22 protein-coding genes are annotated in these 23,705 nt (G+C 71.8%); 9 read left to right on the top strand and 13 right to left on the bottom strand.

The window, feature by feature from the left end:
* Nucleotides 1-2: 2 nt before the first annotated feature.
* Both ACTWJ8_RS36560 and ACTWJ8_RS36555 read right to left on the bottom strand, forming a co-directional pair.
* A complete protein-coding gene (locus ACTWJ8_RS36560) occupies nucleotides 3-1,505 on the bottom strand; it encodes a flavin-containing monooxygenase (protein WP_356372870.1) in 1,503 nt (500 codons plus the stop codon).
* A 264-nt stretch (nucleotides 1,506-1,769) separates the two neighbouring features.
* Nucleotides 1,770-2,183: a winged helix-turn-helix transcriptional regulator gene (locus ACTWJ8_RS36555; RefSeq protein WP_356372872.1), complete on the bottom strand. Its 414-nt coding sequence runs from the start codon at nucleotides 2,181-2,183 to the stop codon at nucleotides 1,770-1,772.
* Nucleotides 2,184-2,317: 134 nt separating this feature from the next.
* On the opposite strand from ACTWJ8_RS36555, the gene ACTWJ8_RS36550 reads away from it, so the two are divergent.
* Both ACTWJ8_RS36550 and ACTWJ8_RS36545 read left to right on the top strand, forming a co-directional pair.
* Nucleotides 2,318-3,217 (top strand): NADP-dependent oxidoreductase, encoded by a 900-nt coding sequence (locus tag ACTWJ8_RS36550; RefSeq protein ID WP_443261776.1) that lies wholly within the window; start codon nucleotides 2,318-2,320, stop codon nucleotides 3,215-3,217.
* Nucleotides 3,218-3,269: 52 nt separating this feature from the next.
* Nucleotides 3,270-4,151 carry a class I SAM-dependent methyltransferase gene (locus ACTWJ8_RS36545; RefSeq protein WP_356372876.1) on the top strand — a complete coding sequence of 294 codons (882 nt, stop codon included), beginning with the start codon at nucleotides 3,270-3,272 and terminating at the stop codon, nucleotides 4,149-4,151.
* A 4-nt stretch (nucleotides 4,152-4,155) separates the two neighbouring features.
* On the opposite strand, the gene ACTWJ8_RS36540 is transcribed toward ACTWJ8_RS36545, so the two are convergent.
* Nucleotides 4,156-4,977 carry a hypothetical protein gene (locus ACTWJ8_RS36540; protein WP_356372878.1) on the bottom strand — a complete coding sequence of 274 codons (822 nt, stop codon included), beginning with the start codon at nucleotides 4,975-4,977 and terminating at the stop codon, nucleotides 4,156-4,158.
* A 148-nt stretch (nucleotides 4,978-5,125) separates the two neighbouring features.
* Here ACTWJ8_RS36540 and ACTWJ8_RS36535 point away from each other — a divergent pair, with 148 nt between their 5' ends.
* Nucleotides 5,126-7,525 (top strand): GH92 family glycosyl hydrolase, encoded by a 2,400-nt coding sequence (locus ACTWJ8_RS36535; RefSeq protein WP_443261774.1) that lies wholly within the window; start codon nucleotides 5,126-5,128, stop codon nucleotides 7,523-7,525.
* A gap of 101 nt (nucleotides 7,526-7,626) precedes the next feature.
* Nucleotides 7,627-8,577: an aminoglycoside phosphotransferase family protein gene (locus tag ACTWJ8_RS36530; protein WP_356372880.1), complete on the top strand. Its 951-nt coding sequence runs from the start codon at nucleotides 7,627-7,629 to the stop codon at nucleotides 8,575-8,577.
* Here the strand turns inward: ACTWJ8_RS36530 and ACTWJ8_RS36525 are convergent.
* Entirely contained in the window at nucleotides 8,571-9,707 is a 1,137-nt protein-coding gene (locus tag ACTWJ8_RS36525; RefSeq protein ID WP_443261773.1) for a cytochrome P450 family protein, read from the bottom strand. The two genes, ACTWJ8_RS36530 and ACTWJ8_RS36525, sit on opposite strands and share 7 nt — an antisense overlap.
* A 20-nt stretch (nucleotides 9,708-9,727) precedes the next feature.
* On the opposite strand from ACTWJ8_RS36525, the gene ACTWJ8_RS36520 reads away from it, so the two are divergent.
* Nucleotides 9,728-10,024: a ribosomal protein L7/L12 gene (locus ACTWJ8_RS36520; RefSeq protein ID WP_443261771.1), complete on the top strand. Its 297-nt coding sequence runs from the start codon at nucleotides 9,728-9,730 to the stop codon at nucleotides 10,022-10,024.
* A gap of 21 nt (nucleotides 10,025-10,045) precedes the next feature.
* Here the strand turns inward: ACTWJ8_RS36520 and ACTWJ8_RS36515 are convergent, their stop codons facing one another.
* The 6 genes from ACTWJ8_RS36515 to ACTWJ8_RS36490 all read right to left on the bottom strand — a co-directional run bounded on the left by ACTWJ8_RS36515 (nucleotide 10,046) and on the right by ACTWJ8_RS36490 (nucleotide 16,195).
* Complete coding sequence (locus ACTWJ8_RS36515) at nucleotides 10,046-10,525, bottom strand: ribose-5-phosphate isomerase (protein ID WP_443261770.1); 480 nt, start codon at nucleotides 10,523-10,525, stop codon at nucleotides 10,046-10,048.
* Nucleotides 10,522-12,273, bottom strand: a complete 1,752-nt coding sequence (locus ACTWJ8_RS36510) for a dihydroxyacetone kinase family protein (protein WP_443261769.1) — start codon at nucleotides 12,271-12,273, stop codon at nucleotides 10,522-10,524. The genes ACTWJ8_RS36515 and ACTWJ8_RS36510 overlap by 4 nt, the downstream gene beginning before the upstream one ends.
* Nucleotides 12,274-12,310: 37 nt before the next feature.
* Nucleotides 12,311-13,624 carry an MFS transporter gene (locus ACTWJ8_RS36505; RefSeq protein WP_356372898.1) on the bottom strand — a complete coding sequence of 438 codons (1,314 nt, stop codon included), beginning with the start codon at nucleotides 13,622-13,624 and terminating at the stop codon, nucleotides 12,311-12,313.
* Nucleotides 13,621-14,742: an alcohol dehydrogenase catalytic domain-containing protein gene (locus ACTWJ8_RS36500; protein ID WP_356372900.1), complete on the bottom strand. Its 1,122-nt coding sequence runs from the start codon at nucleotides 14,740-14,742 to the stop codon at nucleotides 13,621-13,623. Before ACTWJ8_RS36500 ends, ACTWJ8_RS36505 begins: the two co-directional genes overlap by 4 nt.
* A 22-nt stretch (nucleotides 14,743-14,764) precedes the next feature.
* Nucleotides 14,765-15,589: a DeoR/GlpR family DNA-binding transcription regulator gene (locus ACTWJ8_RS36495; protein ID WP_356372901.1), complete on the bottom strand. Its 825-nt coding sequence runs from the start codon at nucleotides 15,587-15,589 to the stop codon at nucleotides 14,765-14,767.
* Nucleotides 15,590-15,655: 66 nt separating this feature from the next.
* The gene (locus tag ACTWJ8_RS36490; RefSeq protein WP_443261767.1) at nucleotides 15,656-16,195 is read right to left on the bottom strand and encodes a CGNR zinc finger domain-containing protein; all 540 of its coding nucleotides are present in this window, start codon (nucleotides 16,193-16,195) and stop codon (nucleotides 15,656-15,658) included.
* A gap of 105 nt (nucleotides 16,196-16,300) precedes the next feature.
* Between ACTWJ8_RS36490 and ACTWJ8_RS36485 the strand changes: the two genes are divergently transcribed.
* Together ACTWJ8_RS36485 and ACTWJ8_RS36480 are read left to right on the top strand one after the other, a co-directional pair.
* Nucleotides 16,301-17,134 carry an EamA family transporter gene (locus ACTWJ8_RS36485; protein ID WP_443261766.1) on the top strand — a complete coding sequence of 278 codons (834 nt, stop codon included), beginning with the start codon at nucleotides 16,301-16,303 and terminating at the stop codon, nucleotides 17,132-17,134.
* 105 nt (nucleotides 17,135-17,239) lie between these two features.
* Nucleotides 17,240-18,487 carry an MFS transporter gene (locus tag ACTWJ8_RS36480; protein WP_443261765.1) on the top strand — a complete coding sequence of 416 codons (1,248 nt, stop codon included), beginning with the start codon at nucleotides 17,240-17,242 and terminating at the stop codon, nucleotides 18,485-18,487.
* Between the two features lie 72 nt (nucleotides 18,488-18,559).
* Here ACTWJ8_RS36480 and ACTWJ8_RS36475 read toward each other — a convergent pair whose 3' ends face one another.
* From ACTWJ8_RS36475 to ACTWJ8_RS36465, 3 genes are all read right to left on the bottom strand, one after another.
* Nucleotides 18,560-19,012 (bottom strand): NUDIX domain-containing protein, encoded by a 453-nt coding sequence (locus tag ACTWJ8_RS36475; protein WP_356372908.1) that lies wholly within the window; start codon nucleotides 19,010-19,012, stop codon nucleotides 18,560-18,562.
* Between the two features lie 26 nt (nucleotides 19,013-19,038).
* On the bottom strand, nucleotides 19,039-20,229 hold the full coding sequence (locus tag ACTWJ8_RS36470) for an MFS transporter (RefSeq protein WP_443261764.1): 1,191 nt from the start codon (nucleotides 20,227-20,229) through the stop codon (nucleotides 19,039-19,041).
* 101 nt (nucleotides 20,230-20,330) lie between these two features.
* The gene (locus tag ACTWJ8_RS36465) at nucleotides 20,331-21,404 is read right to left on the bottom strand and encodes a hypothetical protein (protein ID WP_443261763.1); all 1,074 of its coding nucleotides are present in this window, start codon (nucleotides 21,402-21,404) and stop codon (nucleotides 20,331-20,333) included.
* A 185-nt stretch (nucleotides 21,405-21,589) separates the two neighbouring features.
* Between ACTWJ8_RS36465 and ACTWJ8_RS36460 the strand changes: the two genes are divergently transcribed.
* Both ACTWJ8_RS36460 and sfnG read left to right on the top strand, forming a co-directional pair.
* Entirely contained in the window at nucleotides 21,590-22,441 is an 852-nt protein-coding gene (locus tag ACTWJ8_RS36460) for an arylamine N-acetyltransferase family protein (protein WP_356372914.1), read from the top strand.
* A 122-nt stretch (nucleotides 22,442-22,563) separates the two neighbouring features.
* Nucleotides 22,564-23,688 (top strand): dimethylsulfone monooxygenase SfnG, encoded by a 1,125-nt coding sequence (gene sfnG, locus ACTWJ8_RS36455; protein WP_356372916.1) that lies wholly within the window; start codon nucleotides 22,564-22,566, stop codon nucleotides 23,686-23,688.
* The last annotated feature ends 17 nt before the right edge of the window (nucleotides 23,689-23,705 follow it).

The following is a 23,705-nucleotide window of genomic DNA, read 5'->3' as shown; positions in this document are numbered from 1 at the left end:
GGTCAGGCGGCGCGGGTCGGTTCCTTGACGTCGGCCGTCCGGCCCGCCTTGTCGAAGCGGAGCGGGCTGTCGTCGATGGGGGCGTTCTGGAGCATGGCGCGGTCGCGGTAGTAGTTGTTCCACAGCCGCCACGGGTCGCGGGTGCCCTGGCGCGGCATGACCTTGTCGGCGCGGGCGATGTATCCGGAGGTGAGGGCCTCGCCCATGACGGAGAACTCGGAGCGGTCGGCGTCGGTGGCGACGGGCGTCGCGATGTCGTGTCCGGCGCGCCGCATGTGGGCGAGCAGCCGCGCGGTGTAGTCGGCGGCGAGGTCGGCCTTCAGGGTCCAGGAGGCGTTGGTGTACCCGATGACGAGCGACATGTTCGGCACGCCTTCGAGCAGGACGGCCTTGTAGAGCACGCGGTTGGTGACGTCCACCGGTTCGCCGTCGACGGTGAGGTCCATGCCGCCCATGAGGCGCACGCTCAGTCCTGTCGCGGTGACCACGATGTCGGCCTTCAGCTCCTCGCCGGACTTCAGGCGGATGCCGTCGGCGGTGAAGGTGTCGATGTGGTCGGTGGCGACGGCCGCCCGGCCGCTCTTGAGGACCTTGAACAGGTCGCCGCCGGGGACGACGCACAGGCGCTGGTCCCACGGCTTGTACGTGGGGCTGAAGTGCCGCATGTCGACGTTCTTGCCGGCCTGCGCCCTGACGAGGCCGAGCAGCGCCTTGCGGGCGAGCCGCGGGTACTTGCGGCAGAAGGCGTAACTCCCGCGCTGGAGCGCGATGTTGCGGGCGCGGACCACCTTGTGCGTCATCCGGGCCGGGGCGCGCAGCTTCTTCATGACCGAGGTCAGCGGGTCGACCTCGGGCAGGGCGAGGACGTACGTGGGCGAGCGCTGGAGCATGGTGACGCTCGCGGCCTTGTCGGCCATGGCGGGCAGCAGCGTGATGGCGGTGGCGCCTGAGCCGATGACGACGACGCGCTTGCCCTCGTAGTCCAGGTCCTCGGGCCAGTGCTGCGGGTGCACGAGGGTGCCCTGGTAGTCGGCCTCGCCGGGGAACTCGGGGCGGTACGGCTTGTCGTAGTCGTAGTAGCCGGTCGCGCCGACGAGGTAGCCCGCGCTGTACGTCTCGTGGGCGCCGGTGGCCTCGTCCTCGACCTCGACGGTCCAGCGCCCGGTCTCGTGTGAGAAGTCGGCGCTGATCGCGCGGCGCCCGAAGCGGGTGCGGCCCAGGATGCCGCCGTCGGCCGCGGCGTCCTCCACGTACTGGCGGATCTCGGCGCCGCCCGCGAGGATGCGGGAGCTGGACCAGGGCCGGAAACCGAAGCCGAAGGTCGGCATGTCGGAGTCCGAGCGGATGCCGGGGTAGCGGAAGAGGTCCCAGGTGCCGCCGACACGGGCACGGCGCTCGAGGACGACGAGCGATGCGTCGGGGTTGTCGCGCAGGACATGGCGGGCTGCGCTGATGCCGGAGATTCCGGCACCGATGACCAGGACGTCGACGTGCTGCTGCTCCATCGCGGAGGGTCCTCGCTCTCGCTCGTGGGCCCCTGGAGAGAACAGGGACGGGGAGGGGGCAACGCCTCTGGGGGCGCTTGCGGTTACTCAGACACGTGGTTCACATCTGCGCGGTACCCGCAATTTACCTGCGACACACTGTTTCAGATACCGCTGGTAACGTGACGTGGGTCACATAATCGGCGGTGCGAAAACGTCCGAACAACCGCGAATGGCACGGAAGTTGGCCTCGGCACCCCTCGGGGCGAGGGCGATTCTGCCTGGTCAGCCGCGCTCGGCGGCGGCGTCGAAGCGGGCCCGGTTGTGGACGATCTCGTCGTGGTGGGAGCCCGCCCAGTCGATGAGGGCGGTGACCGCGTCGATGAGGGTGGCGCCCAGGCCGGTGAGCGCGTACTCGACGCGCGGCGGGACCTCCGGGTAGGAGGTGCGGGTGACCAGGCCGTCCCGGTGCAGCTGGCGCAGGGTGTGGGTGAGCATGCGCGGCGAGATGCCGGGGATGGAGCGCTGGAGGTCGGTGTAGCGCAGGGGCCCGCCCTCGAGCGTGCCGATGACGAGCACGGACCACTTGTCGCCGGCCCGCTCGACGATCTGCCGGATCGTCTCGCCCTGCTCGGCGGGCCAGCGGGCGCAGGGCCCGGTCCGGCGCGGCGGCTCCTCGGCCATGGGATCGCGCGTCATGGTGCCGCCGCCCTCGCCTTCCTTACACGCGTGTGCCTTTTGTACGCGCTTCCATGCTGACGCAGGGTGGGTGGGCGCACCACGCGCGACAGACGTCCGCGCGCCCCGCCCACCCCTGGAGGAACAGCATGCTGATGCGTGCCGCGACCGTGTCCCGCTTCGGCGGCCCCGAAGCCGTCGAGATCACGGAGGTACCGGTGCCCGAGCCCGGCCCCGGCCAGGTCCGGATCAAGGTGGCGGCGGCCGCCCTGAACCCGGTCGACGCGGCCATGCGGGCCGGTGTCTTCGGCCCGGCCGGCGCGGACCGGATCGGCCCCGGCTGGGACGTCGTGGGCACCGTCGACGCGGTGGGCGCGGGGGCCGCCTGGTCGCCCGGTGACCGTGTCGTCGGCCTCTCCACCGGGCACCACACTCCGCTGGGCACGCACGCCGAGTACGTCGTCCTGGACGCCTCCGCGGTGGCGGCCGCCCCGGCGTCCCTCGACGACGCGCACGCGGCGGCACTCCCCCTCAACGCGCTCTCCGCCGCACAGGCCCTCGACATGGCAGGGCTCGCGCCCGGCCGGTCCCTGCTGGTCACCGGCGCGGCGGGCGGCGTCGGCGCGCACACCGTGGAGCTCGCCCACCACTACGGCCTGAAGGTCACGGCGCTCGCCTCGGCGCGCGACGAGGCGTACCTGCGCGAGCGCGGCGCCGACGACGTCCTGGACCGCGCCCGGCCGCTCCCGGCGGCCGCGTTCGACGGGGTCGTCGACGCCGCGATGCTCGGCGCCCCTGCGCTGGCCCCGGTCCGCGACGGTGGCGTCTACGTCGGCGTGTGGCCCGGCCAGGAGCCGGCCGCCGAGCGGGGCGTCCGCGTGACCGCCCTGGACGTCCGGGCCGACGGAAACAGGCTCGCCGAGCTGTCCGCGCTGGCCGACCGGGGCGCTGTCCTGCCCCGCGTCGCCGAGGTCCTCCCGCTCGCGGAGGCCGCGACGGCGCACGCCCGCCTCGCCGAGGGCGGGCTCCGAGGACGGATCGTCCTCGTGCCGTAGGCGGCGTGAGCGCCGTGAACACCCTCGTCGCGATGCGGTTGAATACGGCCTCATGAGCGACACAGGGCGCACGGCGAGCCGGACGGCCGTACTGGTCTGCCAGGGAAGGGCGGCGGCGGACGGACGGGCCGGCACGGAACGGTTCGCGGATCCGGTCGCGGTGCGGCTGCTGCGGGACGAGGAGCGGGTCCCCGTCGACGAGGTGCGCGCGGGTACGCCGCCGAAGGACTGGCGGGCGCGGATGACGTATGAAGGCGTGCGGGCGTGTGCCGAGGTGGTGGTGGTGCGCACGGTCGCCATCGACGAGGCGTTGTGCGCCCGCGCGACGGGCCAGCTCGTGGTCCTCGGCGCCGGTCTGGACACGCGCGCGTGGCGGCTGGCCGGGCTGGAGCGGACGGATGTGTGGGAGGTCGACCACCCGGCCTCGCAGCGGGACAAGCGCGAGCGCCTCGACGCCGACCTGCCCACGGTGGCCCGTTCCGTGCGGTTCACGCCGGTCGACTTCGCCGTCGACGACCTCGGCGCCGCGCTGGACGCCGCGGGGCACAACCAGGACGCGCCGACGACGTGGCTGTGGGAGGGCGTCGTCCCGTACCTCACGCGCGCCGAGGTGGCCACCACGCTGGCCGCGCTCGCCGCCCGTACGGCCCCCGGCAGCAGCCTGGTGCTCAACTACCAGGCGCCGTCGGCGAAGGCGACCGCGGGACGCCTCCTGACCCGGCTGCTCGGCAACTCCGTGACGGCGGGCGAACCATGGCGCTCCCTGTGGAAGCCACACCGCATGGCGGCACTGCTCGCCGACCACGGATTCCGGGTGACATCGGACAACCACCTCCTCGCCGCGGCCGAGGCACTCGGCACCCCGACACGGGGCCGCTCATCGCTGCGCTCGGGACGGGTGGCCGTGGCGGAGTCCGTCGGCGCCGACCGGTAGGCGACTACGCCGGCTCCGCCCGCCACTGGGTCAGCAGATGGCGCACCAGTCGTGTGCCGCGGTGGGCGGGGCCCTTGATGCGGTGCAGGTCCGGCAGCAGGCGCTCCCAGTCGTTCAGGGCGCCCGCGACGTCCCCCGTCTCGGCCCGCAGCGTGGCCAGGGTCAGCCGGGTGAGCAGGGTGGCGTCGTGGTCGGTTCCGCGTTCGCCGGTCCGCGCGCGCAGGACGTGCTCGTACGCCTCGACGGCGCCGAAGTCGTCGCCGGTGTTCCAGCGCGTCGCGGCGAGACGCTCCATGACGGCGGTGTCGTGCGGCTCGTGGCGCAGCACGTGGAGCCGGACGGGCCCCTCCACCTGCGAAAGACGTCGCGGCGGCGCCGTCCAGTTCGTGTGCCGCTGCCAGTGCGCGAGATTGCGCCGCACCCACGGGACTCTCTGGTGGTCCGGCCCGAACACGCGCAACAGGTCGACCAGGACGGCCGCGTAGTCCGCCCTGGCGCCGGGGAGGTCGCCGCTCTCCGCGCGGACCGCGGCGAGCCCGAGCCGGGTGTCCAGGACCAGCGGATGGTCCGCGCCCCATCGCCGTACGCGACACGCCAGAAGCTCCTCGTACGCGGCCGGGGCGTACGCCGCCTGCCTGCTCTCACGCAGCCCGTGGGCCCTGCGCCCGGCCTCGAACAGCTCGTGGTCCGCGGTCTCCGCCTCCCGCCACCAGTCCCGGCCCGTCTCGACCCGGTCCGGGTTCCGCCTCAGCTCCCGCCGGACGTCCCGGCTGTCGCCGATCACCCCGAGCCCGATCCACACCCACCGCCACCACGGCCTGCCCATAACGCCCCTCCGTCGTCGGCGACCCGCCCGATTGTCCTCCAACATCCATGCCGCCCGCATCCATTGACGAACTCCCCCTCCCCCGACAAAGATCGACAGAGCCCGCTCCGACAACGTTGTCCAAGAGTCCAAACGAGAGGACCGCGCGATGAGACCGAAGCGACCGACGAGGCGCCCCACACCGCTGAGATCGCTGCGGCGCACCGTCACCACCGCCTTCGTCGTCACCACCGTGGCCGCCGCTTCCCTCACGCCCGGCGTCGCGAGCGCCGAGGCCGCCGGGCCCGGTTTCGCCGCCGATCCGACGTCGCTCGTCGACACGTCGATCGGCAACAACGGCGACGGCACCACGTTCCCCGGCGCCGCCCGCCCGTTCGGCATGGTGCAGTTGAGCCCCGACACGCAGCTGAACAAGTACGCCTCGTACGACTACGCGCAGGACAAGATCCTCGGCTTCAGCCACACGCACCTGTCGGGCGTCGGCTGTCAGACGATGGGCAACATCCGGTTCATGCCGACCACCGGCGCGGTCACGTCGTCCGACCCGGCGGACTACGGCGCGAAGTTCAGCCACGACAACGAGACGCGCTCGCCCGGCTATTACGGCGTGAAGTTCGACAACGGCATCAAGGCCGAGCTGTCGGCGACCGAGCGGACCGGCCAGCACCGCTACACCTTCCCCAGCGGCTCGGACGCGGAGAACGTCCTGATCGAGGCCGGCGAGAGCAACGGCAGCACGTACGCCGGTGACATCAAGGTCGTCGGGAACGACACCGTCGAGGGCTGGGTCCAGGGCGGCAACTTCTGCGGGGAGACCGGCAAGGAGCGCTACCGGGTCTTCTTCAGCGCGAAGTTCAACCGCTCGTTCGCGAAGTTCGGCACCTGGAGCGACGGCACGCTCACCCCTGACCGGCGGGAGGCCTCGCGCGGCACGAAGCGCGCGGGTGCCTGGCTGTCGTTCGACCCGTCGTCCGGCGACCAGGTCGGCGCCTCCGTCGGCCTGTCGTACACCTCGGTCGACGGGGCGCGCCTCAACCGCACGGCCGAGCAGCCGGGTTCGTTCGACAAGGCCCGCTCGGGGGCGCACGACGCCTGGCGCGACGAGCTGAACCGGATGCGGGTCGCGGGCGGTTCGACCGCCGACCAGCGCACGTACTACAGCGCGCTGTACCGCTCGCTGCTGCACCCGTCGATCGGCTCCGACGTGAACGGCCGCTACCGCGGCTTCGACGACGAGATCCACCGCGCGGACAGCACGTACTACCAGATGTTCTCGCTGTGGGACACGTACCGCTCGCAGAACCAACTGGTGGCGCTGCTGCACCCGGACAAGGCCGCCGACATGGCCAGGTCGCTGCTGCGCGTCTACAAGGACGGTGGCTGGCTGCCGCGCTGGGGCCTCGGCAACAGCGAGACGAACGTGATGAGCGGCGACCCCGTCACCCCATTCGTCGTGGACCTCTACAACCGGGGGCTGCTGGACGACCGGACCTCGCGCGAGCTGTTCGACGCGCTGTGGAAGAACGTCAACGAGGTCCCGTCCGACCAGTCGATCTTCCGTGGCCGCGACGGCAATCCGACGTACGTCAAGAACGGCTTCGTCGGCTACCAGAACCTGCCCGGCTACAAGTTCGGCGACAGCCGGCAGGCCGGCTCCGCGACGCTCGAGTACGCGCTCGGCGACTGCGCCCTGTCCACGATGGCCGACGGTCTCGGTCACCGGGACAAGGCGGCGACGCTCGCCGCGCGCTGCGACAACTTCACCAAGCTGTGGGACGCGAAGGTCACCTCGCACGGCTTCACGGGCTTCCCGGTGACGCGGAACGCCGACGGCACCGCCGCGGGTGACACCGACCCGACGCAGTCCGGCGCCTTCCACGAGGGCACGGCCTGGCAGTACCAGTGGCTCGCGCAGCAGGACCCGAAGGCCCTCTACGGTCTGATGGGCGGCAAGGCGGCGGCCGAGCAGCGGCTCGACACGTTCTTCGACATGCCGACGGTGCTGACGGACCCGGCGAAGGCCGCCAAGGAATCGTGGGTGACGGGCGCCTACGACTACCACAACAACTTCGCCTTCAACCCGAACAACGAACCCGACTTCCACGCACCGTGGATGTACGCGTGGACGGACTCGCCGTGGAAGACGTCGTCGGTGCTGCGCGCCATGCGCACGCTGTTCACCGACGACCCGTACGGCATGCCGGGCAACGACGACCTCGGCGCCACGTCGTCACTGCTGGTCTTCGCCATGGCGGGCGTCTTCGAGGTGCAGCCGGGTTCGGCGACGTACGTCCTGTCGGCCCCGATGTTCGACAAGGTGGAGATCCGTCCGGCGCACGGCCGCCGGATCACGGTCTCGGCGCCGGGCGCGGACGCGTCGAAGCAGCAGTACGTGTCCTCCGTGACCACGGGCAAGGGCGCCCCGCTCCACCGGAGCTGGCTCTCCCACAAGGAGCTCCTGAACGCGGGCACCCTCACGGTGAAGCTCTCGTCGAAGCCGACGAACTGGGGCGTGAACGCGGCGCCTCCGGCGGTGGCGGGCAAGTAGCGCAACCAGCGGAACGGGCGCGGTCCTCCTTTCAGGGGGCCGCGCCCTTCGCATGCGAAATTCGCTTGTGCCGGCCCCGCACCGGGTGATGCGCTGCCTGGATGATCGATGGCGAAGAGGCCACACTTGTCCGGCCTCGCACGAGGGAGTGGGTGCGGCAGTTCCTCGAGCGTGGGGAGCGGATCGTACGGATCGAGGCGTTGCACGGTGGAATCACCGCGGAGATGCGGCGGCTGGGCATCGAAGGGGGCCGTGGCGGCAGCCGGGAGTTGGTGCTGCGAAGTTACGTGGCGCCGTTCTTCGTGGAACGGGCCGAGGACGCGATGAGGCGGGAGACGGGTGCGCTCAGGTCGCTCGTGGGGGTGGAGAGCGTACGGGCTCCGCGCCTCGTCGGCGTCGACGCGACCGCTGAACGATGCGAATACCCCTCGCTCCTGATGACATGTCTGCCGGGGCGGCACACCATCGCCGACACGGGCGTCGGGACGCGGGTGCGGCTGCTCGCCCGGCAGCTCGCGGCGATCCACACCGTGGTCCCCGAGCAACAGCCCCCGACGTACGAGGCGTTGACCACCGCGGACACCGTCGTGGTGCCCGAGGGCGGCGACCCGGTGGCCTGGGACGCCGCCATCGACCTCATCCGCCTGCCCCCGCCGGACTACGAAGGACGCTTCCTGCACCGGGACTTCCAGCCCGGCAACGTGCTGTTCGAGGCGCCGGACCGGATCGGCGGCGTCGTGGACTGGGCGGGCGCCTCCTGGGGCCCGACCGATTTCGACGTGGCGCACTGCTGCACCAACCTGGCGCTGCTGCACGGCCCCGAGTGGGGGCAGCGGTTCGCCGACGCGTACGAGGAGGCCGGCGGGGTGCTCACCGCGGACCGGGACGCGCGGCGGTACTGGCGGGTGCGGTCCGCGATGGCGTTCTCGGAGGAGCTGCCGGCGATCACCCGCCCGTGGCGCGAGGCGGGCCGCACCGAGCTGACGACCCAAGTGGTGGCGGAGCGGCTGGACGCGTACGTGAGCGGGCTGATGGCGCGCGGCTGTCAGTAGACCAGTGGCAGGGACACCAGACCGCGCACGAGCCGAGTGCGCCGCCACTCCAACACACCCTCCGGCACGGCCAGTTCGAAGGGCGGGACGCGCTTGAGCACAGCCCTCAGCACGATCTCCATCTCCGCCCTCGCCAAGGGTGCGCCAACGCAGCGGTGGATGCCGTGGCCGAAGGCGAGGTGGGCGGACGCGTCGCGGTTCAGGTCGAGGGTGTCGGGGTTCGGGAAGCGCGTCGCGTCCCGGTTCGCGGCGCCGATGGACACCAGGACCGGGGCTCCAGCCGGGATCTTCGTGTCGCCGAGCGTGACGGGTTCCGTGGTGTACCGGAAGGTGGCCGTGCTGACGGCGGAGTCGTGGCGGAGGAGTTCGTCGAGGGCGGCGGGGATGTGGTCGGGGTCGCGGCGGAGGCGGTCGAGTTGGGCCGGGTGCCGGAGGAGGGAGAGCAGCGCGTTGCCGAGGGCGTGGGTGGTCGTCTCGTGTCCTGCGACGAGCAACAGGACGGCCAGGGAGACGAGTTCGGGCTCGGTCAGGCGGTCGTCCCCGTCGCGCGCGGCAATGAGGTCGTCCAGGAGCGAGTCGCCGGGGTGGTGACGTTTGGCCGCGATCAGGTCCGTCATGTACCCGGCCAGCCCGTGCGACGCCGCGTCGATGACTTCGGGACGCCCCGCCGCGAACAGCTCGCCCGACCAGCGGCGCACGTGCGGCCTGTCGGTGTGCGGGACGCCGAGGAGTTCGCAGATCACGGTCACCGGGAGCGGCTCGGCGACCCCGGCCACGAAGTCGTACGGCTCCCCTGCGTGCCACGCGTCGAGCAACTCGTCGGTGACCCGGGCGATGTACGGGCGCAGCCGGGCGACCGCCCCGGTCGTGAACGCCTTGGTCACCAGCTTCCGCAGCCGGGTGTGGTGCGGCGGGTCGCTCGCGAGCATGGTCCGGGAGACGGCGGGGTGCAGGCGCCGCGACGACTCCTTGCCCGCGAAGAAGGCGGCAGTGTCCTTCGAGAGGCGCGGGTCGCGGAGGGCCTCCCGGGCTGCGTCGTAACCGGTGACGACGAAGCCGGGGCCCGACGGGGCGGGGCGCACGGGACCGCAGGCCCGCTCGCCCTCGCCGATTCCTTTCGTGTCACCCACGTTGCCTAGGATCTCGGATCATGGACATCGCAGCAATACTCATCCTCCTGGTCGGCGTGCTCATCACGGCCGGCACCATCGAGCGCAAGGTCGACCGGGCCGACCGCAGGACCGCGCGCGTCGAGCGGAAGCTGGACCTCGTCATCGAGCACCTGGGCATCGAGTCGGACTCGGCGGTGCCCGGCCTCGACGAGGTGCGGGCCCTGGTCGCCGACGGCAAGAAGATCCAGGCCGTCAAGGCCTACCGCGAGGCGACCGGCGCGGGCCTGAAGGAGGCCAAGTACGCCGTCGACCGCATCGAGGCGGGCGGCCGCTGACACGAGGATCCACCGCCTCCTTCAGCACTGGCTGAACCCCTGGTCGGTCTCGTACTGGCTGAGGGCCGCGACCTTCTCCGCCGAGGAGCTCTCCGGGTCGAAGCGGTGGGAGAGCCATTCGGAGGTGAGTTTGCGGGCCAGTTCGAGGCCGACCACGCGCTGGCCCATGCACAGCACCTGCGCGTTGTTGCTCTTGACCGAGCGTTCCACGGAGTACGCGTCGTGGGCGGTCACCGCGCGGATGCCGGGGACCTTGTTCGCCGAGATCGCGACGCCGAGGCCGGTGCCGCAGACGAGGAGGGCGCGGTCGGCGCGGTCCTCGGCGACGAGGCGGGCGGCGGCCACCCCGATGTGCGGATAGGCGGTGGTGCCGTCGGCCTCCACGCCGACGTCGATGACCTCCGCCACCCGGTCGTCGGCCTCGAGGTCGGCCTTGATGCGTTCCTTGTACTCGAAGCCGGCGTCGTCGCAGCCGACGACCAGACGCAGCCGGTCCGTCATGCCGTTGTCACTCCTTGTCGGTTCTGGTCGTGCGCGTGGTCCCGGCCGCCGGGCGCGGACTGTGCGAGCGCCGTGACGATCAGGGCCAGGGATGTGGCGCCCGCGTCGGGGGTGCCGAGGCTGCGCTCTGCGAGCGGGCGGGCCCTGCCCACCTTGGGGCGCAGGTCCTTGGTGGCCTCCGCCGCGCGGGACGCGGCTTCGGCCGCGGTGCGCCAGGCCTCGGCGGGTTCGACGCCCTCGGCCGTGGCGCGGTGCAGGGTGTCGGCGAACGGGAGCAGAGCGTCCAGCATCGTCTTGTCGCCGGGCGCGGCGCGGCCGAGGTCGGCTATCGCGTCGGCGAACGCCCGTACGCCGTCGGCCACATCGGCCGCCGTGTAGGACGCGGCGCCGTCGTCGAGCGCGCGGCCGAACGCCTCCAGGGCCGCACCCCACAGGACGCCGGACGTGCCACCCGCGTACTCGGCCCAGGACTGGCCCGCCTGACGCAGCAGCCAGCCGGCGCCGACCTCGGCGCCGCAGGCCTCGGCCCGTTCGGCGGCGTACCGGGCACCGCGGACCATGCCGCGGCCGTGGTCGCCGTCGCCCGCGACGGCGTCGATGCGGCCCAGTTCCTCTTCGTGGTCGACCATCGTGCGGTGGATGGTGGCCAGGGCGGCGCGCGCCCCGGCCGCCAGTTCGCGGGCCGCCGGTGAGGCGTGCGGAGCGGCGGTGGCCGCGGCCGTGCCGCCGTTGACGTCGGCGGCGTGCAGCCCGGACAGGGGTGCGTGCGCCTTGCGGTACGCGGGGGTGTAGGCGTCGGCGCGCCAGCGCGGCTCCAGGTCGTCGTCGAGCCACATGAGGGTGAGCGAGCAGCCGCCCATGTCGAGGCTGGTGACCAGCTCGCCGACCTCGGGGTCGACGATCTCGACGCCACGCTCGCGGAGCCGGGCCGAGACCCGGCCCCAGAGCAGGAACAGTTCCTCGTACTTGGTGGCGCCGAGGCCGTTCAGGATCGCGCCGACCCGGTGCCCCGCTGCGGCGGGGGTGTCCTGGAGGATGCGGTCGACGAGCAGTGCCGCGAGCTCGTCGGCCTTCAGCATCGGCACGTCCTCGATGCCCGGTTCGCCGTGGATACCGAGGCCGAGGCCCAGGTGTCCCTCGGGCACCTCGAAGAGCGGCTCCCCCGCGCCCGGCAGCGTGCAGCCGGAGAAGGCCACGCCGAGGCTGCGGGTCGCGGCGTTGGCGGCCCTGCCGAGGCGTTCCACCTCGTCGAGGTCGAGGCCCTCGGCCGCCGCGGCGCCCATCACCTTGAAGACGGTGAAGTCGCCCGCGATGCCGCGCCGCCTGTCCTCGTCCGCGGCCGACGCCACGTCGTCGGTGACGACCACGATCCGGGTGTCGATGCCCTCGGCGCGCAGCCGGTCGGCGGCGATCCGGAAGTTGAGCACGTCGCCGGCGTAGTTGCCGAAGCTGAGGACGACTCCCCTGCCCTGGTCGGCGGCCTTGGCCACGGAGTAGACCTGGGTCGCGGACGGCGAGGTGAAGATGTTGCCGACCACGGCGCCGTGGGCCATGCCGGGTCCCACGGTGCCGCAGAACGCCGGGTAGTGTCCCGAGCCGCCGCCGATGACGACGGCGGCCTGCGGGTGCTCCCCGCGGTGGGCGACCACTCCGCCGGGCACGCCGCGCAACCGGTCCGCGTACAGGTCGAGAAATCCGGCCAGTTGGTCCTCGGCGAAGGTCGCCGGGTCGTCGAAGAGTCTGGTCACGAGGGAACCTCCCAAAACAACTGCGGTGCGCGGTGGGTCAGCGGGCGACGGCGGCGCCGGCCGGCTCCTCCTGCGGACTGGCCTCGGTCTGGCGGACGTTGAGGAACGACACCATCACGAAGGCCGCGCCGTAGAGCACGACGAACGCCCAGACGACTCCGGCGTTGCCGAGGCCGACCGACAGCACGGCCGCGACCACCGCCGAGCCGAGGAACGAGGCGCCGCCGGCCGCCGTGGTGTACATGGCCATGGCCGCGCCCTTGAACTCGGCGGGTACGAGCGCCGGCATGATCGCGCCCATCGGGACGAACCCGGCGAGCAGGCAGCCGAAGACGCAGCCCGCGACGACGGACACCCAGAAGCCCCAGGTGGATCCGGCGGGCACCAGCTGCGGCACGTACCACCAGGCGAGGAGTCCGACGGAGGAGCCGAAGACGCCGAACCACTGGACGGTGCGGCGCCAGCCCCAGCGGTCGCCGATGACACCGAACAGGGCGTTGACCAGGATGTTCGTCGCGTAGACGAGGACGGTCATGGTGAGCCAGCGGCTCTGGCCCCAGCCCCGGTCGTCGGCGATGACTCCGGGCAGGATGATGAACATGCCGTACTGCGGCGCGGTGTTGATGAGTCGCACCAGGAAGCCCATCAGGACCTTGGGCTGACGCGCCGTCAGGCGGATTCCGGCGGACATGACTTCGAAGGAGGACTTGTCGGCGGGCGCCACCCGGCCGTTGCCGTGCGGATCCTTGACGGCGAACCGGGCGATGAGGAAGCCGATGACCACGAGCGCCGTGGACGCCGCCATGGCGCCGGTCTCGCCGCCGGTCGAGCCGCCGAACGCGGGGATCATGCCGAGCGCGAAGAGCGAGCCGAGGGTAGGGAGTCCGCCGGTGAACATGACGTAGAACCAGCCGACGGCCGCGCCGTTGCGCTCCTTCGGTGTCACCAGGTTCACCCACACCAGGAAGGCGAAGGCGAACAGCGGATAGCCGAAGCCGCGCAGGAAGTACGTGAGGAAGACCATCGGCATGCTGCCCGCGGCGAGTCCCGCGAGGAACAGCACCTCGAAGACGACCCAGACGACGGTGCCGAGCAGCATCACGCGGCGCGGGCCCCACAGGTCGGTGAGGGCGCCGGACAGATAGCTGCCGACCAGCACGGACACGCCGTACATGGAGATGATGGTGCTGGCCGTCGCGGTGCTGCTGCCCAGGACGTGCTCGATGTGCGGGGCGATGAAGTTGGACTCGGTGCCGTTGCCGGTCATGAAGACCAGGACGGCGACGAAGCCCCAGCGCAGGGAGTGGGGTATCCCCATCCGGTCGAGGCGGGTCTCGGTCGCGGCCGTCATGCGACCACCGCGTCCGCCTCGGCGTTCGGGAGGATGGAGACCTTCACCGACGCGCCGGAGGTGTCGGCGACGAGGTCGAGCGCCTTCTGGAAGTCGCGCAGGCCGAACTGGTGGGTGCAGATCTCGTCGACCGGCACCTTGCCCTCTTCGAGGAGGCGGATCGCGGCGGGCCAGCAGTGCGGGCCCAAGTGGGCGCCGCGGACGTCGAGTTCCTTGTCGTCGGAGATGATCGACCAGTCGACCGTGACGTCCGAGCCGAACACCGAGTACTCGACGTACGTGCCGAGCTTGCGCAGCAGGTTGAGGCCCTGCGCGACGGCGGGGGTCGCGCCGGTGCCCTCGAGGTAGACGTCGGCGCCGTAGCCGTCGGTCAGCTCCTTGACGCGGGCGACGACGTCCTCCTTGGCGGGGTTGAGGACGATGTCGGCGCCGGTGCGGCGGCCCAGCTCCAGCTTGTTGTCGTCGAGGTCGAGCGCGATGAGCTTGAGCGGGTTCTTCTGCCGGGCGCCCGCGATGAGGCCGAGGCCGATGGGTCCGCACCCGGCGACGACCACGACGTCCTCGAAGTGGATGTCGGCGCGCTCGACGGCGTGCAGCGCGCAGGACAGCGGCTCCGCGTACGCGGCGTGGTGCGGCTTGAGGTCGTGGGAGACCTTGTGGGCGCGGGCGTTGGGCGGCACCACCATGTACTGGGCCATGGCGCCGTGGTGGTTGCGGAAGCCGAACATGTCGTGCGGGCCGCACATCCAGTACTGACCGCGCCGACAGTAGCGGCACTCCTCGCAGGGCACGATCTGCTCGCAGGCGATGCGGTCGCCGATCCGCACCCCGTGGGCCGCGAGGGCCGCGTCGTCACCGGCGGCCACCACGCCCACGAACTCGTGACCGGGGATGATGCCACGCTGCGCCCACGCGGGCCGGTTCTCGTCGCCCCAGAACTTGGGGGCGCCGTGGTAGCACTTGAGGTCGCTCGCGCACACCCCCACCGCTTCGGTCCGCAGGAGGAGTTCACCCGGCCCCGGTGCGGGGACGTCGACCTCCTCCAGGCGATAGTCCTCGGGCCCGTGGACGACCACGGCCTGCATGCGCTTCGGCACGTTGATCACTACTACCTCCATTGGCAGTCGGCTCATTGCGGTGTCAGGACTCGGGCGCCGCCTTGCTCAGCGCGGCGACCTGCACGTTCACGCCGTCCTCGCGCAGTGCCTCCAACTCGGCCCCGGAGATGCGATCGTCGACGATCACGAGGTCGAAGTCGGACAGCGGGACGACCCGGTGCAGGGCCCGTTTCTGGAACTTGGTGTGGTCGACGAGCAGGATCTTGCGCTGGGCGGCCTCCAGGAGGGCTCGCTTGACGAGGATCGCCTCCTGCGACTGGTGGTAGCAGTGACCTTCCGCGACCGCCGACGTCGAGATGAACACCGTGTCGGCGCGCAGCGGTTTGATGTGGTCGCAGGTCGCCATGCCTTGGAAGGCGTCGTAGTGCGGGTCGTAGCTGCCGCCGAGCGAGATCAGCTCGATGCCGGGGCTGCCCGCGAGCGCGTTGACGACGGCGAGGAAGTTCGTGATGACCGTCAACGGGCCGCGGTCGGGCAGCGCGCGGGCGAGCGCGAGGGACGTGGTGCTGTCGTCGAGCAGGATCGCCTGGCCGCGGTCGATGTGCTCGAGCGCGGCGGCGGCCAGCGCCTTCTTGGCCTCGCCCTGCTGCGTCGTGCGGTAGCGGACGTTGCTCTCGAACAGCACGGACTGCTGGGCGGTGGCCGCGCCGCGGGTCTTGCGCAGCCAACCCTCGTCGGCGAGCCGGTCCAGGTCGCGGTGGATGGTCATCACGCTGACGCCCAGCTCGCGTGCGAGGTCCTCGATCCGGGCCGAGCCGAGCTCGAGCACCCGGTCGCGAATCCGGTCCTGGCGCGCCTGCGGGCTCAGCAACTCGGCCGATCCCGTGGGGAGTTCGTCGGGGGTCACCGCGTGTCCTTCCTGCCGTCGACCGACAAGTTAACAGCGGACCCCTCAAACACAACACCCCTCGTGTTAGGAATGTGTTCTGGGTTGTGATGCGCGGCCTCGCTCGCGGTGCCGGGCCACGGCGTCGTTGTTGGCGCAGCGCACCGAGCAGTACGCGCGGCGGCCGTTGCGCGAGGTGTCGACGAAGGCCAGGGCGCAGCCGCGGCGCGCGCAGCGGCCGAGCCGGTCGGGGTCGGCGGAGCAGATGACGTAGGCGAGTCCGGTCGCGGTGACGGCGCGGATGTGGGCGGCCGCGTCGGCACCGACCTCGCTGTAGTGCAGGTGGGGGCGGCCGTCGTGCAGGGAGATGCGAGGGCTGCTGGAGGCGTCGGCGAGCAGCGCGTTGACCGTGGCGCAGCGCTCCTCGATGTCCTGGCGTCCGAAGCAGCCGGCAAGCCGCCTGCTCCATTCCCACACTTCCGTCGCCTGTGCGGCGGTGAGCGCACGGTTCACGACGCCGTGCGCGGCGAGCAGTGACTCCAGGTCGTCGGGGCGCGGCGGCTCGGTCAGATTGACCAGGTCCGCCGCGAGCCGGGCGGCCTCGCCGCCGTAATGGTTGAAGTGCATAAGGGCATTACAGCAGCGTGGGCGGCGGGCCGTGCGCAGGGCGCGGGACCCGGTCGCGGGAGGTCCCGGATGGGCATGTCGGCGGGCGGAACGAAGGCGCGGGGCATGGCGGCCGCGCCCGCGCTGGTGCTGGCGCAGATCGCGAGTCTTCAGCTGGGTTCGGCGGTGGCCAAGCAGGCGTACGCGTCCGTGGGTCCCACCGCGCTGGCGGGGATGCGGCTGCTGTTCTCGGCAGTGGTGCTGTGGCTGCTGGTCAGGCCCCTGTTGCGCGGGATCACGGCGGCGCAGTGGCGTGCGGCGCTCGCGCTGGGACTCGTCGTGGCGGCGATGAACCTGGCGTACTTCCGGGCCATCGAGCACCTGCCGATCGGTGTGGCGGCGACGCTCGAACTGCTCGGCCCGCTGGCCCTGTCGATCGCCCTCTCACGCCGGATCGAGCACGCCGTGGTGGCACTCCTCGCGCTCGCGGGCGTCCTGCTGCTCACTTCGCCGGGTGCCGCGCTGCCCGCCGCCGGGCTTGCGCTCGGAGGCTGCACCGCGTTGTGCCGGGCGGCCTACGTGGTGCTGAGCCGGCGGGTCGGGCGGCTGTTCCCCGACTGGACGGGGCTGACGCTCGCGCTGGCGGCGGGGGCGTGCGTGCTGACGCCGGTCACGGCCGTCACGGACGGCGGGGCGGTGGTGGCCCGTCCGGAGGTCGTCGGCGTCGGATTCCTGGTGGCGCTGCTGTCGTCGCTGATCCCGTACGCCCTTGACATGACGGTGCTGCGGCGCATCGACGCCCGCGCGTTCGGGGTGCTGCTGGCGCTGAGCCCCGCGGTGGCGGCGGCGGTCGGGTTCGTGGTGCTCGGCGAGCGGTTGACGGGGCGGCAGTGGGGTGCGGTCGCGCTGATCGTCGTGGCGGGGGTGTGGTCGGTGCGGGCTGCACGGTCATCGGCGTAAGGGGTGAAACTGGTTGACCCCTGCGTCTGCCCCGCGCCGCGTGGCGGAACTAGGCTCGTTCTTCGCCCTCACCACCGGACCGACAGAAAAGAGAGACTGAACCGCATGGCTGAAGGAACGACGCCGTCCGTCATACGGTCGCCCGGCTTCCCGCCCCTGATGACGGTGGTGCTCTGCTGCTTCTCCGGGTTCGCGCTGCTGCTGCCGGTGTCGCCGCAGTGGGCACTGGACGGCGGGGCCGACGAGTTCGGGGCGGGCCTCGTCACCGCCGTCCTCATGACCATGACGGTCGTCTCCCAGCTGTGCGTCAAGACCACGCTCCGCAAGCTCGGGTGGACGCGGACGTTCGCGCTCGGTGCGCTGCTGCTCGGGCTGCCCGCGCCCTTGCAGGCCCTCAGTGACGATCTGTGGCCCATCCTGGCCACCACGGCGCTGCGCGGAGCGGGCTTCGGCATCATGACCGTGTCCGGTGCGACGGCCGTCGCGGCGCTGGCTCCCGCGGAGCGGCGGGGCTCGGCGATCGGCCTGTACGGGCTGTCGATCGCGCTGCCGCAGATGGTGCTCACGCCCGCGGCGCCCGCCCTCGTCGCGACGTTCGCCCTGCCGGCGATCCTCGTGTGCGGGATCCTGCCGGTCCTGGCGCTGCCGTTCACGCCCGCGCTCGGGCGGGCCCTGGACGCGCGGGCCGAGACGGTGTCGGCCGAGCCGTCCGCGCCCGGTTCGTCGACGGCGGTCGCGCTGCGGCGCATCCTCACGCCGGTCGTCCTGCTGCTGCTCGTCACGGTGGCGGGCGGCGCGATCCTCACGTTCACCCCGCAGTTCGCCGGTTCGGCGGGGGTGGCCGCGGGTGCGCTGGTGACGTTCACGGCGACGGCGGCCGTGACGCGGTGGGGGTGCGGGGTGCTGGCGGACCGGTTCAGCGCCCGGCCGCTCAACTTCGGGCTGCTGCTCGCGGCGTGCGCGGGCCTCGTGCTCGTGGCCTGGTCGATCCGCGGCGGCTCGGTCGTCGTGCCGGGGCTGGTCGGCGGGCTCCTGCTGCTCGGCTCCGCGTACGGCGGTCTGCAGAGCGTCACCCTCGTGCAGGCGCTCAACCGGGCGGGCACCGAGAACCATCACACGACCTCCGTCGTCTGGAACATCGGCTTCGACGCGGGCACCGGCCTCGGCTCCCTGCTCCTCGGGTTCGCCGCGCAGGTGTCGACGTTCTCCGCGGGATTCCTCGTGATGGCGGCGGCGACGGCGCTCGCCGCGGTGCTGACCCTGCGCGCGACGGGCGGCCCGCCCGCTCCCCCGTCGCAGCCCAGCGCACAGGGCACTCCCGCGACGAAGCGGGACTCCTTGAGCGACTGTTAGCGGCGGGCCACCGTCGAGCGCTCCTGAGCGGCTGCCGGCGCGGGGCTCCTGACGAGCGGGCCTGAGCGACCGCTAGCGCGCGGCCCCTGTCGCGCGGGCCGGGCCGAGCATGCGCAACGCGTCGGCGGCCGGCGGGGAGAGCACGCCGTCGCCGCGCAGCTCGGCGAGGGGCACCCAGCGCGCCGCTTCCGTGGATCCGTCGACCTCGGTCACCGTCGGCTCGCCGCCCCTGAGGGACACGGCGTAGAACAGCGCGGTCACGCTCCAGCTCACCCCGTGGCGGTGGGCGGTGTAGGTCCGCGCGTCGAGAAGGCGCGACGCGGTCACGACCAGGCCAGTCTCCTCGAGGAGTTCACGGGCCAGCGCCTCCTCCGGCTGTTCGCCGGGGTCGATGCCGCCGCCCGGCAGGTGCCACAGGCCGGGCGCGAAGACGGGCGAGGCGTCCGACAGTCGGGCGAGCAGCAGCCGTTCCCGTTCGGTGGCGATCGCGTACGCGGAGATGCGGGTCCTCACCTGAGCGTCCATGCCCCGACGCTACGCACCCGGGCCCCTCACACCAACGCCGCCCTCCGGTCCCTGACGATGGACCGGGTCATCGCGGTCACGCCGACCACGGGTCCGACGGCGAGCACGACCAGGGCGATCCGCCACGAGGTGTGCGCGACCAGCACCGGTACGCCCCACAGCGTCAGCGCGGTCGTCGAGTAGCCGAGGGCGAGTTGCAGCGACAGCGCCCCGCCCACGTAGTCGGGGTCGGCCCGTTCGGTGACCAGTGCCGAGAACTGGGCGGAGTCCGCCACCACCCAGAACCCCCAGAACACGCACACCGCGACGACCACGCCCGACGGCATCGCATCCACGCCGACCGCGAGCAGCAGCGCCGCCCCGCCGGAACACACCAGACAGATCCGCGCGGACCGCGCCCGCCCCCACCGGTCGCCGAGCACCCCGCCCACGAGGCACCCGAAGGCACCGACCCCGATGCACACGAAGGCGATCGCGGAGGCCAACACGTCCTTCCTGGCCGACTCCTCGACCACCGGAACACTTGCGAGCAGCGCCGCCACCGTGCCCCACATCGCGTACAGCTCCCACATGTGCCCTACGTAGCCGAGGTCGGCCAGCACGACATCGCGGTTCCGCACCGAGCGCAGGGCGCCGCCGACGGTCACCTTGCGGCGCGGGAACGGGTACGGCCCCGGTGCCCGCAGCGACAGCGCGAGCACGCCCCCGCACGCGCCCATCACGGACGTCGCCACGATCACCAGATGCCAGTCCACGCCTCCGGCCGCGTTGACGGCGTGCGGCAACGCCGACCCCACCGTCAGCGCCCCGATCATCACCCCCAACGCCTTCCCCCGCCCCGCCCGGAACCACGTCGCGGTCTCCTTCAACGCCGGCGGATACACCCCGGCCAGAAAGAACCCGGTGACCAGCCGCAGCACCACGGCGGGCCCCAGCCCGTCGGCGACCAGCACCCCGAGATTCGCCCCGGCCGCCCCCAACGCCCCACCGCACATCAGATACCGGTTCGCCACCCGGTCGGCCAGCCCCGACATCGCCGACGACACCGCCCCGACCACGAACCCGAGCTGCACAGCAACGGTCAACAACGCCCCCGACCCGGCCCCCAGCCCCCACTCCTCCCGCAGCTGCGGCAACACGAACGCCGCCGAGAACCACACACTCATCGCCAACAGCGTGCTCACCGCCACAACGGCCAACGCACCCCCTGCCCTCATCCCCCTCACACCATCAGCCCCTCCCTGTGTCGATGCCTGGCTGGTGCCATGGTGCGCGTGGATGGGGGTGTTCGGCAGGGGCCGCGCGGCAGGCCGAAGAATCAGGCGCCCGGCATCGACCGCCTCGGTCGCCGTTCGCGGAGCCCTCCGGCAGGCCTCGCCCTGCCCACCAAGGACGAGAGGAGCTCGACGTACTGCTTCTCACGGCTCTCGAAGTCCGTGGTCGCGGCCAGTCCGTCCATCACGGCGTCGTCCGGCGCCCGCAGCAGGTCGACCGACGCCTGGGCGAACTGCTCGGGCAGATGATCCTCCTGAGCCGCGTCCAGCACCAGGCGCAGTTCGGCGACAGCGGCAGCGGCGGCGAGGCGGCGCTGCGGTCCCGCCGCCAGCATGCGCCGGTATCCGGTGGCCGGTTCGGCGGCCCAGAGCAACGGCCGGAGTGTCGCGGCGAGTTGCTCGGCCCTCCGCACGACGCGTGCGGTGGCGGGCCCTGCCTCCAACACCACACGCAGCGAGACGAGCAGAGCGACGGTCCGCCGGTCCCGCTCATGGGCTCCACGTCGCGCGACGGACGCGAGTGCCGTCGGCACGTCCGCCTGCCCCACCCCCAGAGCGGCCCAGGCCTCCCGTACGGCTTCGACAGCGCGGGCGTGGTCCCGCGTGACCGACTCCGCCTCGTCGCACAGCCTTTGGGCGCGCGCCACGAGCTTGGGACGTACCCCTAGGGCCCGGCCGGCCGCCCGCACGTTCCCGCCCACGAGACCGATCGCGAGCAGGGGCAGTCCGACGATCACCAGCGTGTCGGACAGGGCATAGGGGCTGTCCCCCGGGTCCTGATCCCGCGCGGACGGCTCCAGGTCGCCCTTGTCGGGGCCGTCGACGTAGACGAAGCCGCTCTCCCAGCCGTATCCGGTCACCTCGTCGTACGCCGGGGCCTTCAGGTGCGGGTCGCGGTCGGGGTCGCGCAGGTAGGCGGCCTCGCGCCGAGTCCCGTCGTCCCTGAAGGGGTCTTCCCAGCGCACGGTGCAGGTGCCGTCGGGCTTCTCGTCGACGACCGTGAGATCGATCTGCATGGTGTCCCGGTGACCGGGCGTGAGCGCGTACGCCACGGCCGAGCACGCCACCAGGACGACGGCGAGCGTGACGACCCAACGGAAAAACGGTCGATGCTGCATGAATCCCCCCTGGGGCACAGCATCCGGGGGCGGCGGTCTCCGCTCCATTGCCGAACGCGCACGTGTGCGCGCCCCCGGTTTGCCGGGGTCCGGCAAACCGGGCGACGAACGCCCTCCCCTGCTGGCGTCTCCCTTCCGGCCGAGGCACCGGAATATCCAGCGCGCCGTCAAAAGTTGACCCCGTCATGTGGAGCAGCGAGCAACTCGACCTGGATGTCTACCTCGCCCGTCTCGGGTTCGAAGGGGAGCGGGCGCCGACGCTCGAGACCCTGCGGGGGTTGCAGCGGGCGCATGTGTTGGGGATGCGGTGGGACACCATCGACAGTTTTCTGTACCGCGAGGTGCGGATCGATGTGCCGTCGGTGGTGGACAAGCTGGTGCGGCGGGGGCGGGGCGGGTACTGCTACGAGCACACCGTGTTGTTCGCCGCCGCGCTGGAGAAGCTCGGGTTCAGGTTCACCGCGGTGTCGGGGCGGGTGCAGCTCGGGGCGGACTCGTCCGCGCCGCGTCCGGCGACGCACGCGATGCTGATCGTGGAGGTGGAGGGCCGGCGGTGGCTGACCGACATCGGGTTCGGGGCCAGTCCGTTGGAGCCGATCGAGCTGGTGGACGGCGGCACCAGTGAGGGCGGGCCGTGGCCGTATCTGCTGCGGCGGCAGGTCGTCACGCACGGCTCGGAGGGCTGGGCGGTGCATCAGCGCGGGGAAGGCCCCGAGGGGCCCGAGGGCTGGACGGTGCGGCAGGTGTTCACGGAGAACCCGCAGTATCCGATCGACTACGCGGTCGGGAACCACTTCGTGGCCACGCATCCCCGCTCCCCGTTCGTCACCCGCCCGTACATCCAGCGGCTGCGCACGGACCGGCACGACACGCTCGACGCGCTGGTGTGGACGACGGATCGGCCGGGGCGCGACCCGGTGACGGAGACCGTGCGGCCGCACGAGGTGCCCAAGCTGCTCGACGACGTCTTCGACATCCGGGTGGCGGCCGACGAGGCCGCTCTGCTCGTGGAGCGACTGGGAGAGATTGCTGCGTAATTGTTTCAGGAATGCGTTCCGGATTGCGACTGTCACAGGGGCGTGAAATCCAGTTGTCGGCGGCGCGAAATGGGTTCCCCGTTCCTTGACCCTGTTTCGCGACCGCTGCCACGCTCGACGACATGCCCGCCGCTCCCCTGAAATTCGCGTATTGGGTCCCCAATGTCAGCGGAGGACTCGTCACCAGCACCATCGAACAGCGCACCGACTGGGGTTTCGAGTACAACCGCGAACTCGCCGTCCTCGCCGAGAACAACGGCTTCGAGTACGCGCTCAGTCAGGTCCGCTACATGGCCAGTTACGGCGCCGAGTTCCAGCACGAGTCGACCTCCTTCAGCCTCGCGCTGCTGCTCGCCACCGAACGCCTGAAGGTCATCGCCGCCGTCCACCCGGGCCTGTGGCACCCCGGCGTCCTCGCCAAGTTCGGCGCCACCGCCGACCATCTGTCGAACGGCCGCTTCGCGGTGAACGTCGTCTCCGGCTGGTTCAAGGGCGAGTTCACCGCGCTCGGCGAACCCTGGCTCGAGCACGACGAACGCTATCGCCGCGCCGAGGAATTCATTCGCGCCCTGCGTCAGACCTGGACCGAGGACCACACCGAACTCGCCGGTGACTTCTACCGCCTGCGGGACTTCTCCCTGAAACCGAAACCGCTCAACACCCCCGAGCGGCCGCACCCGGAAATCTTCCAGGGCGGCAATTCCACCGCCGCCCGCGCCATGGCCGGCCGGGTCTCCGACTGGTACTTCTCCAACGGCAAGGACTTCGACGGCGTCACCGAGCAGATCCGGGACGTACGCGCCTCCGCCGCCCAGGCGGGCCGCACCCCGCCAAAGTTCGGCCTGAACGGATTCCTCATCGCCCGCGACACCGAGGCCGAGGCGCACGACACGCTGCGCGAGATCGTCGCGAAGGCCGACACCGACGCCGTCCACGGCTTCCGCGACGCCGTGCGACAGGCAGGACAGGCCACGTCCGACGGCAAGGGCATGTGGCAGGACTCCGGCTTCGCCGACCTCGTCCAGTACAACGACGGCTTCCGCACCGGCCTCATCGGCACGCCCGAACAGATCGCGGAGCGCATCGTCGCCTACAAGCGGCTCGGCGTCGACCTGTTCCTGCTCGGCTTCCTGCATTACCACGAGGAGGTCGAGTACTTCGGCAGGCGTGTGCTGCCCCTCGTACGGGAGCTGGAGGAGCACGCCCCCGAAAGGCAGGCCGAGTTCGAGTCCTCCACCCTCGCCTGACTCCCCCGCACACCTGT

This window comes from Streptomyces sp. SDT5-1 (genome assembly GCF_052245995.1).
Lineage (GTDB): Bacteria > Actinomycetota > Actinomycetes > Streptomycetales > Streptomycetaceae > Streptomyces.
Note: the sequence above shows the minus strand (reverse complement) of the source record. Positions and strands in the feature narration are given on the sequence as shown.

Coding starts and splice junctions, on each gene's coding strand:
- ACTWJ8_RS36540 (WP_356372878.1), bottom strand. CDS start 4,977: ATGGGCAGGCCGTGGTGGCGGTGGGTGTGGATCGGGCTCGGGGTGATC.
- ACTWJ8_RS36530 (WP_356372880.1), top strand. CDS start 7,627: ATGATCGATGGCGAAGAGGCCACACTTGTCCGGCCTCGCACGAGGGAG.
- ACTWJ8_RS36515 (WP_443261770.1), bottom strand. CDS start 10,525: ATGACGGACCGGCTGCGTCTGGTCGTCGGCTGCGACGACGCCGGCTTC.
- ACTWJ8_RS36490 (WP_443261767.1), bottom strand. CDS start 16,195: ATGCACTTCAACCATTACGGCGGCGAGGCCGCCCGGCTCGCGGCGGAC.
- ACTWJ8_RS36485 (WP_443261766.1), top strand. CDS start 16,301: ATGGCGGCCGCGCCCGCGCTGGTGCTGGCGCAGATCGCGAGTCTTCAG.
- ACTWJ8_RS36475 (WP_356372908.1), bottom strand. CDS start 19,012: ATGGACGCTCAGGTGAGGACCCGCATCTCCGCGTACGCGATCGCCACC.
- ACTWJ8_RS36535 (WP_443261774.1), top strand. CDS start 5,126: ATGAGACCGAAGCGACCGACGAGGCGCCCCACACCGCTGAGATCGCTG.
- ACTWJ8_RS36545 (WP_356372876.1), top strand. CDS start 3,270: ATGAGCGACACAGGGCGCACGGCGAGCCGGACGGCCGTACTGGTCTGC.
- ACTWJ8_RS36520 (WP_443261771.1), top strand. CDS start 9,728: ATGGACATCGCAGCAATACTCATCCTCCTGGTCGGCGTGCTCATCACG.
- ACTWJ8_RS36555 (WP_356372872.1), bottom strand. CDS start 2,183: ATGACGCGCGATCCCATGGCCGAGGAGCCGCCGCGCCGGACCGGGCCC.
- ACTWJ8_RS36505 (WP_356372898.1), bottom strand. CDS start 13,624: ATGACGGCCGCGACCGAGACCCGCCTCGACCGGATGGGGATACCCCAC.
- ACTWJ8_RS36465 (WP_443261763.1), bottom strand. CDS start 21,404: ATGCAGCATCGACCGTTTTTCCGTTGGGTCGTCACGCTCGCCGTCGTC.
- ACTWJ8_RS36550 (WP_443261776.1), top strand. CDS start 2,318: ATGCGTGCCGCGACCGTGTCCCGCTTCGGCGGCCCCGAAGCCGTCGAG.
- ACTWJ8_RS36500 (WP_356372900.1), bottom strand. CDS start 14,742: ATGGAGGTAGTAGTGATCAACGTGCCGAAGCGCATGCAGGCCGTGGTC.
- ACTWJ8_RS36470 (WP_443261764.1), bottom strand. CDS start 20,229: ATGAGGGCAGGGGGTGCGTTGGCCGTTGTGGCGGTGAGCACGCTGTTG.
- ACTWJ8_RS36560 (WP_356372870.1), bottom strand. CDS start 1,505: ATGGAGCAGCAGCACGTCGACGTCCTGGTCATCGGTGCCGGAATCTCC.
- ACTWJ8_RS36480 (WP_443261765.1), top strand. CDS start 17,240: ATGGCTGAAGGAACGACGCCGTCCGTCATACGGTCGCCCGGCTTCCCG.
- sfnG (WP_356372916.1), top strand. CDS start 22,564: ATGCCCGCCGCTCCCCTGAAATTCGCGTATTGGGTCCCCAATGTCAGC.
- ACTWJ8_RS36460 (WP_356372914.1), top strand. CDS start 21,590: ATGTGGAGCAGCGAGCAACTCGACCTGGATGTCTACCTCGCCCGTCTC.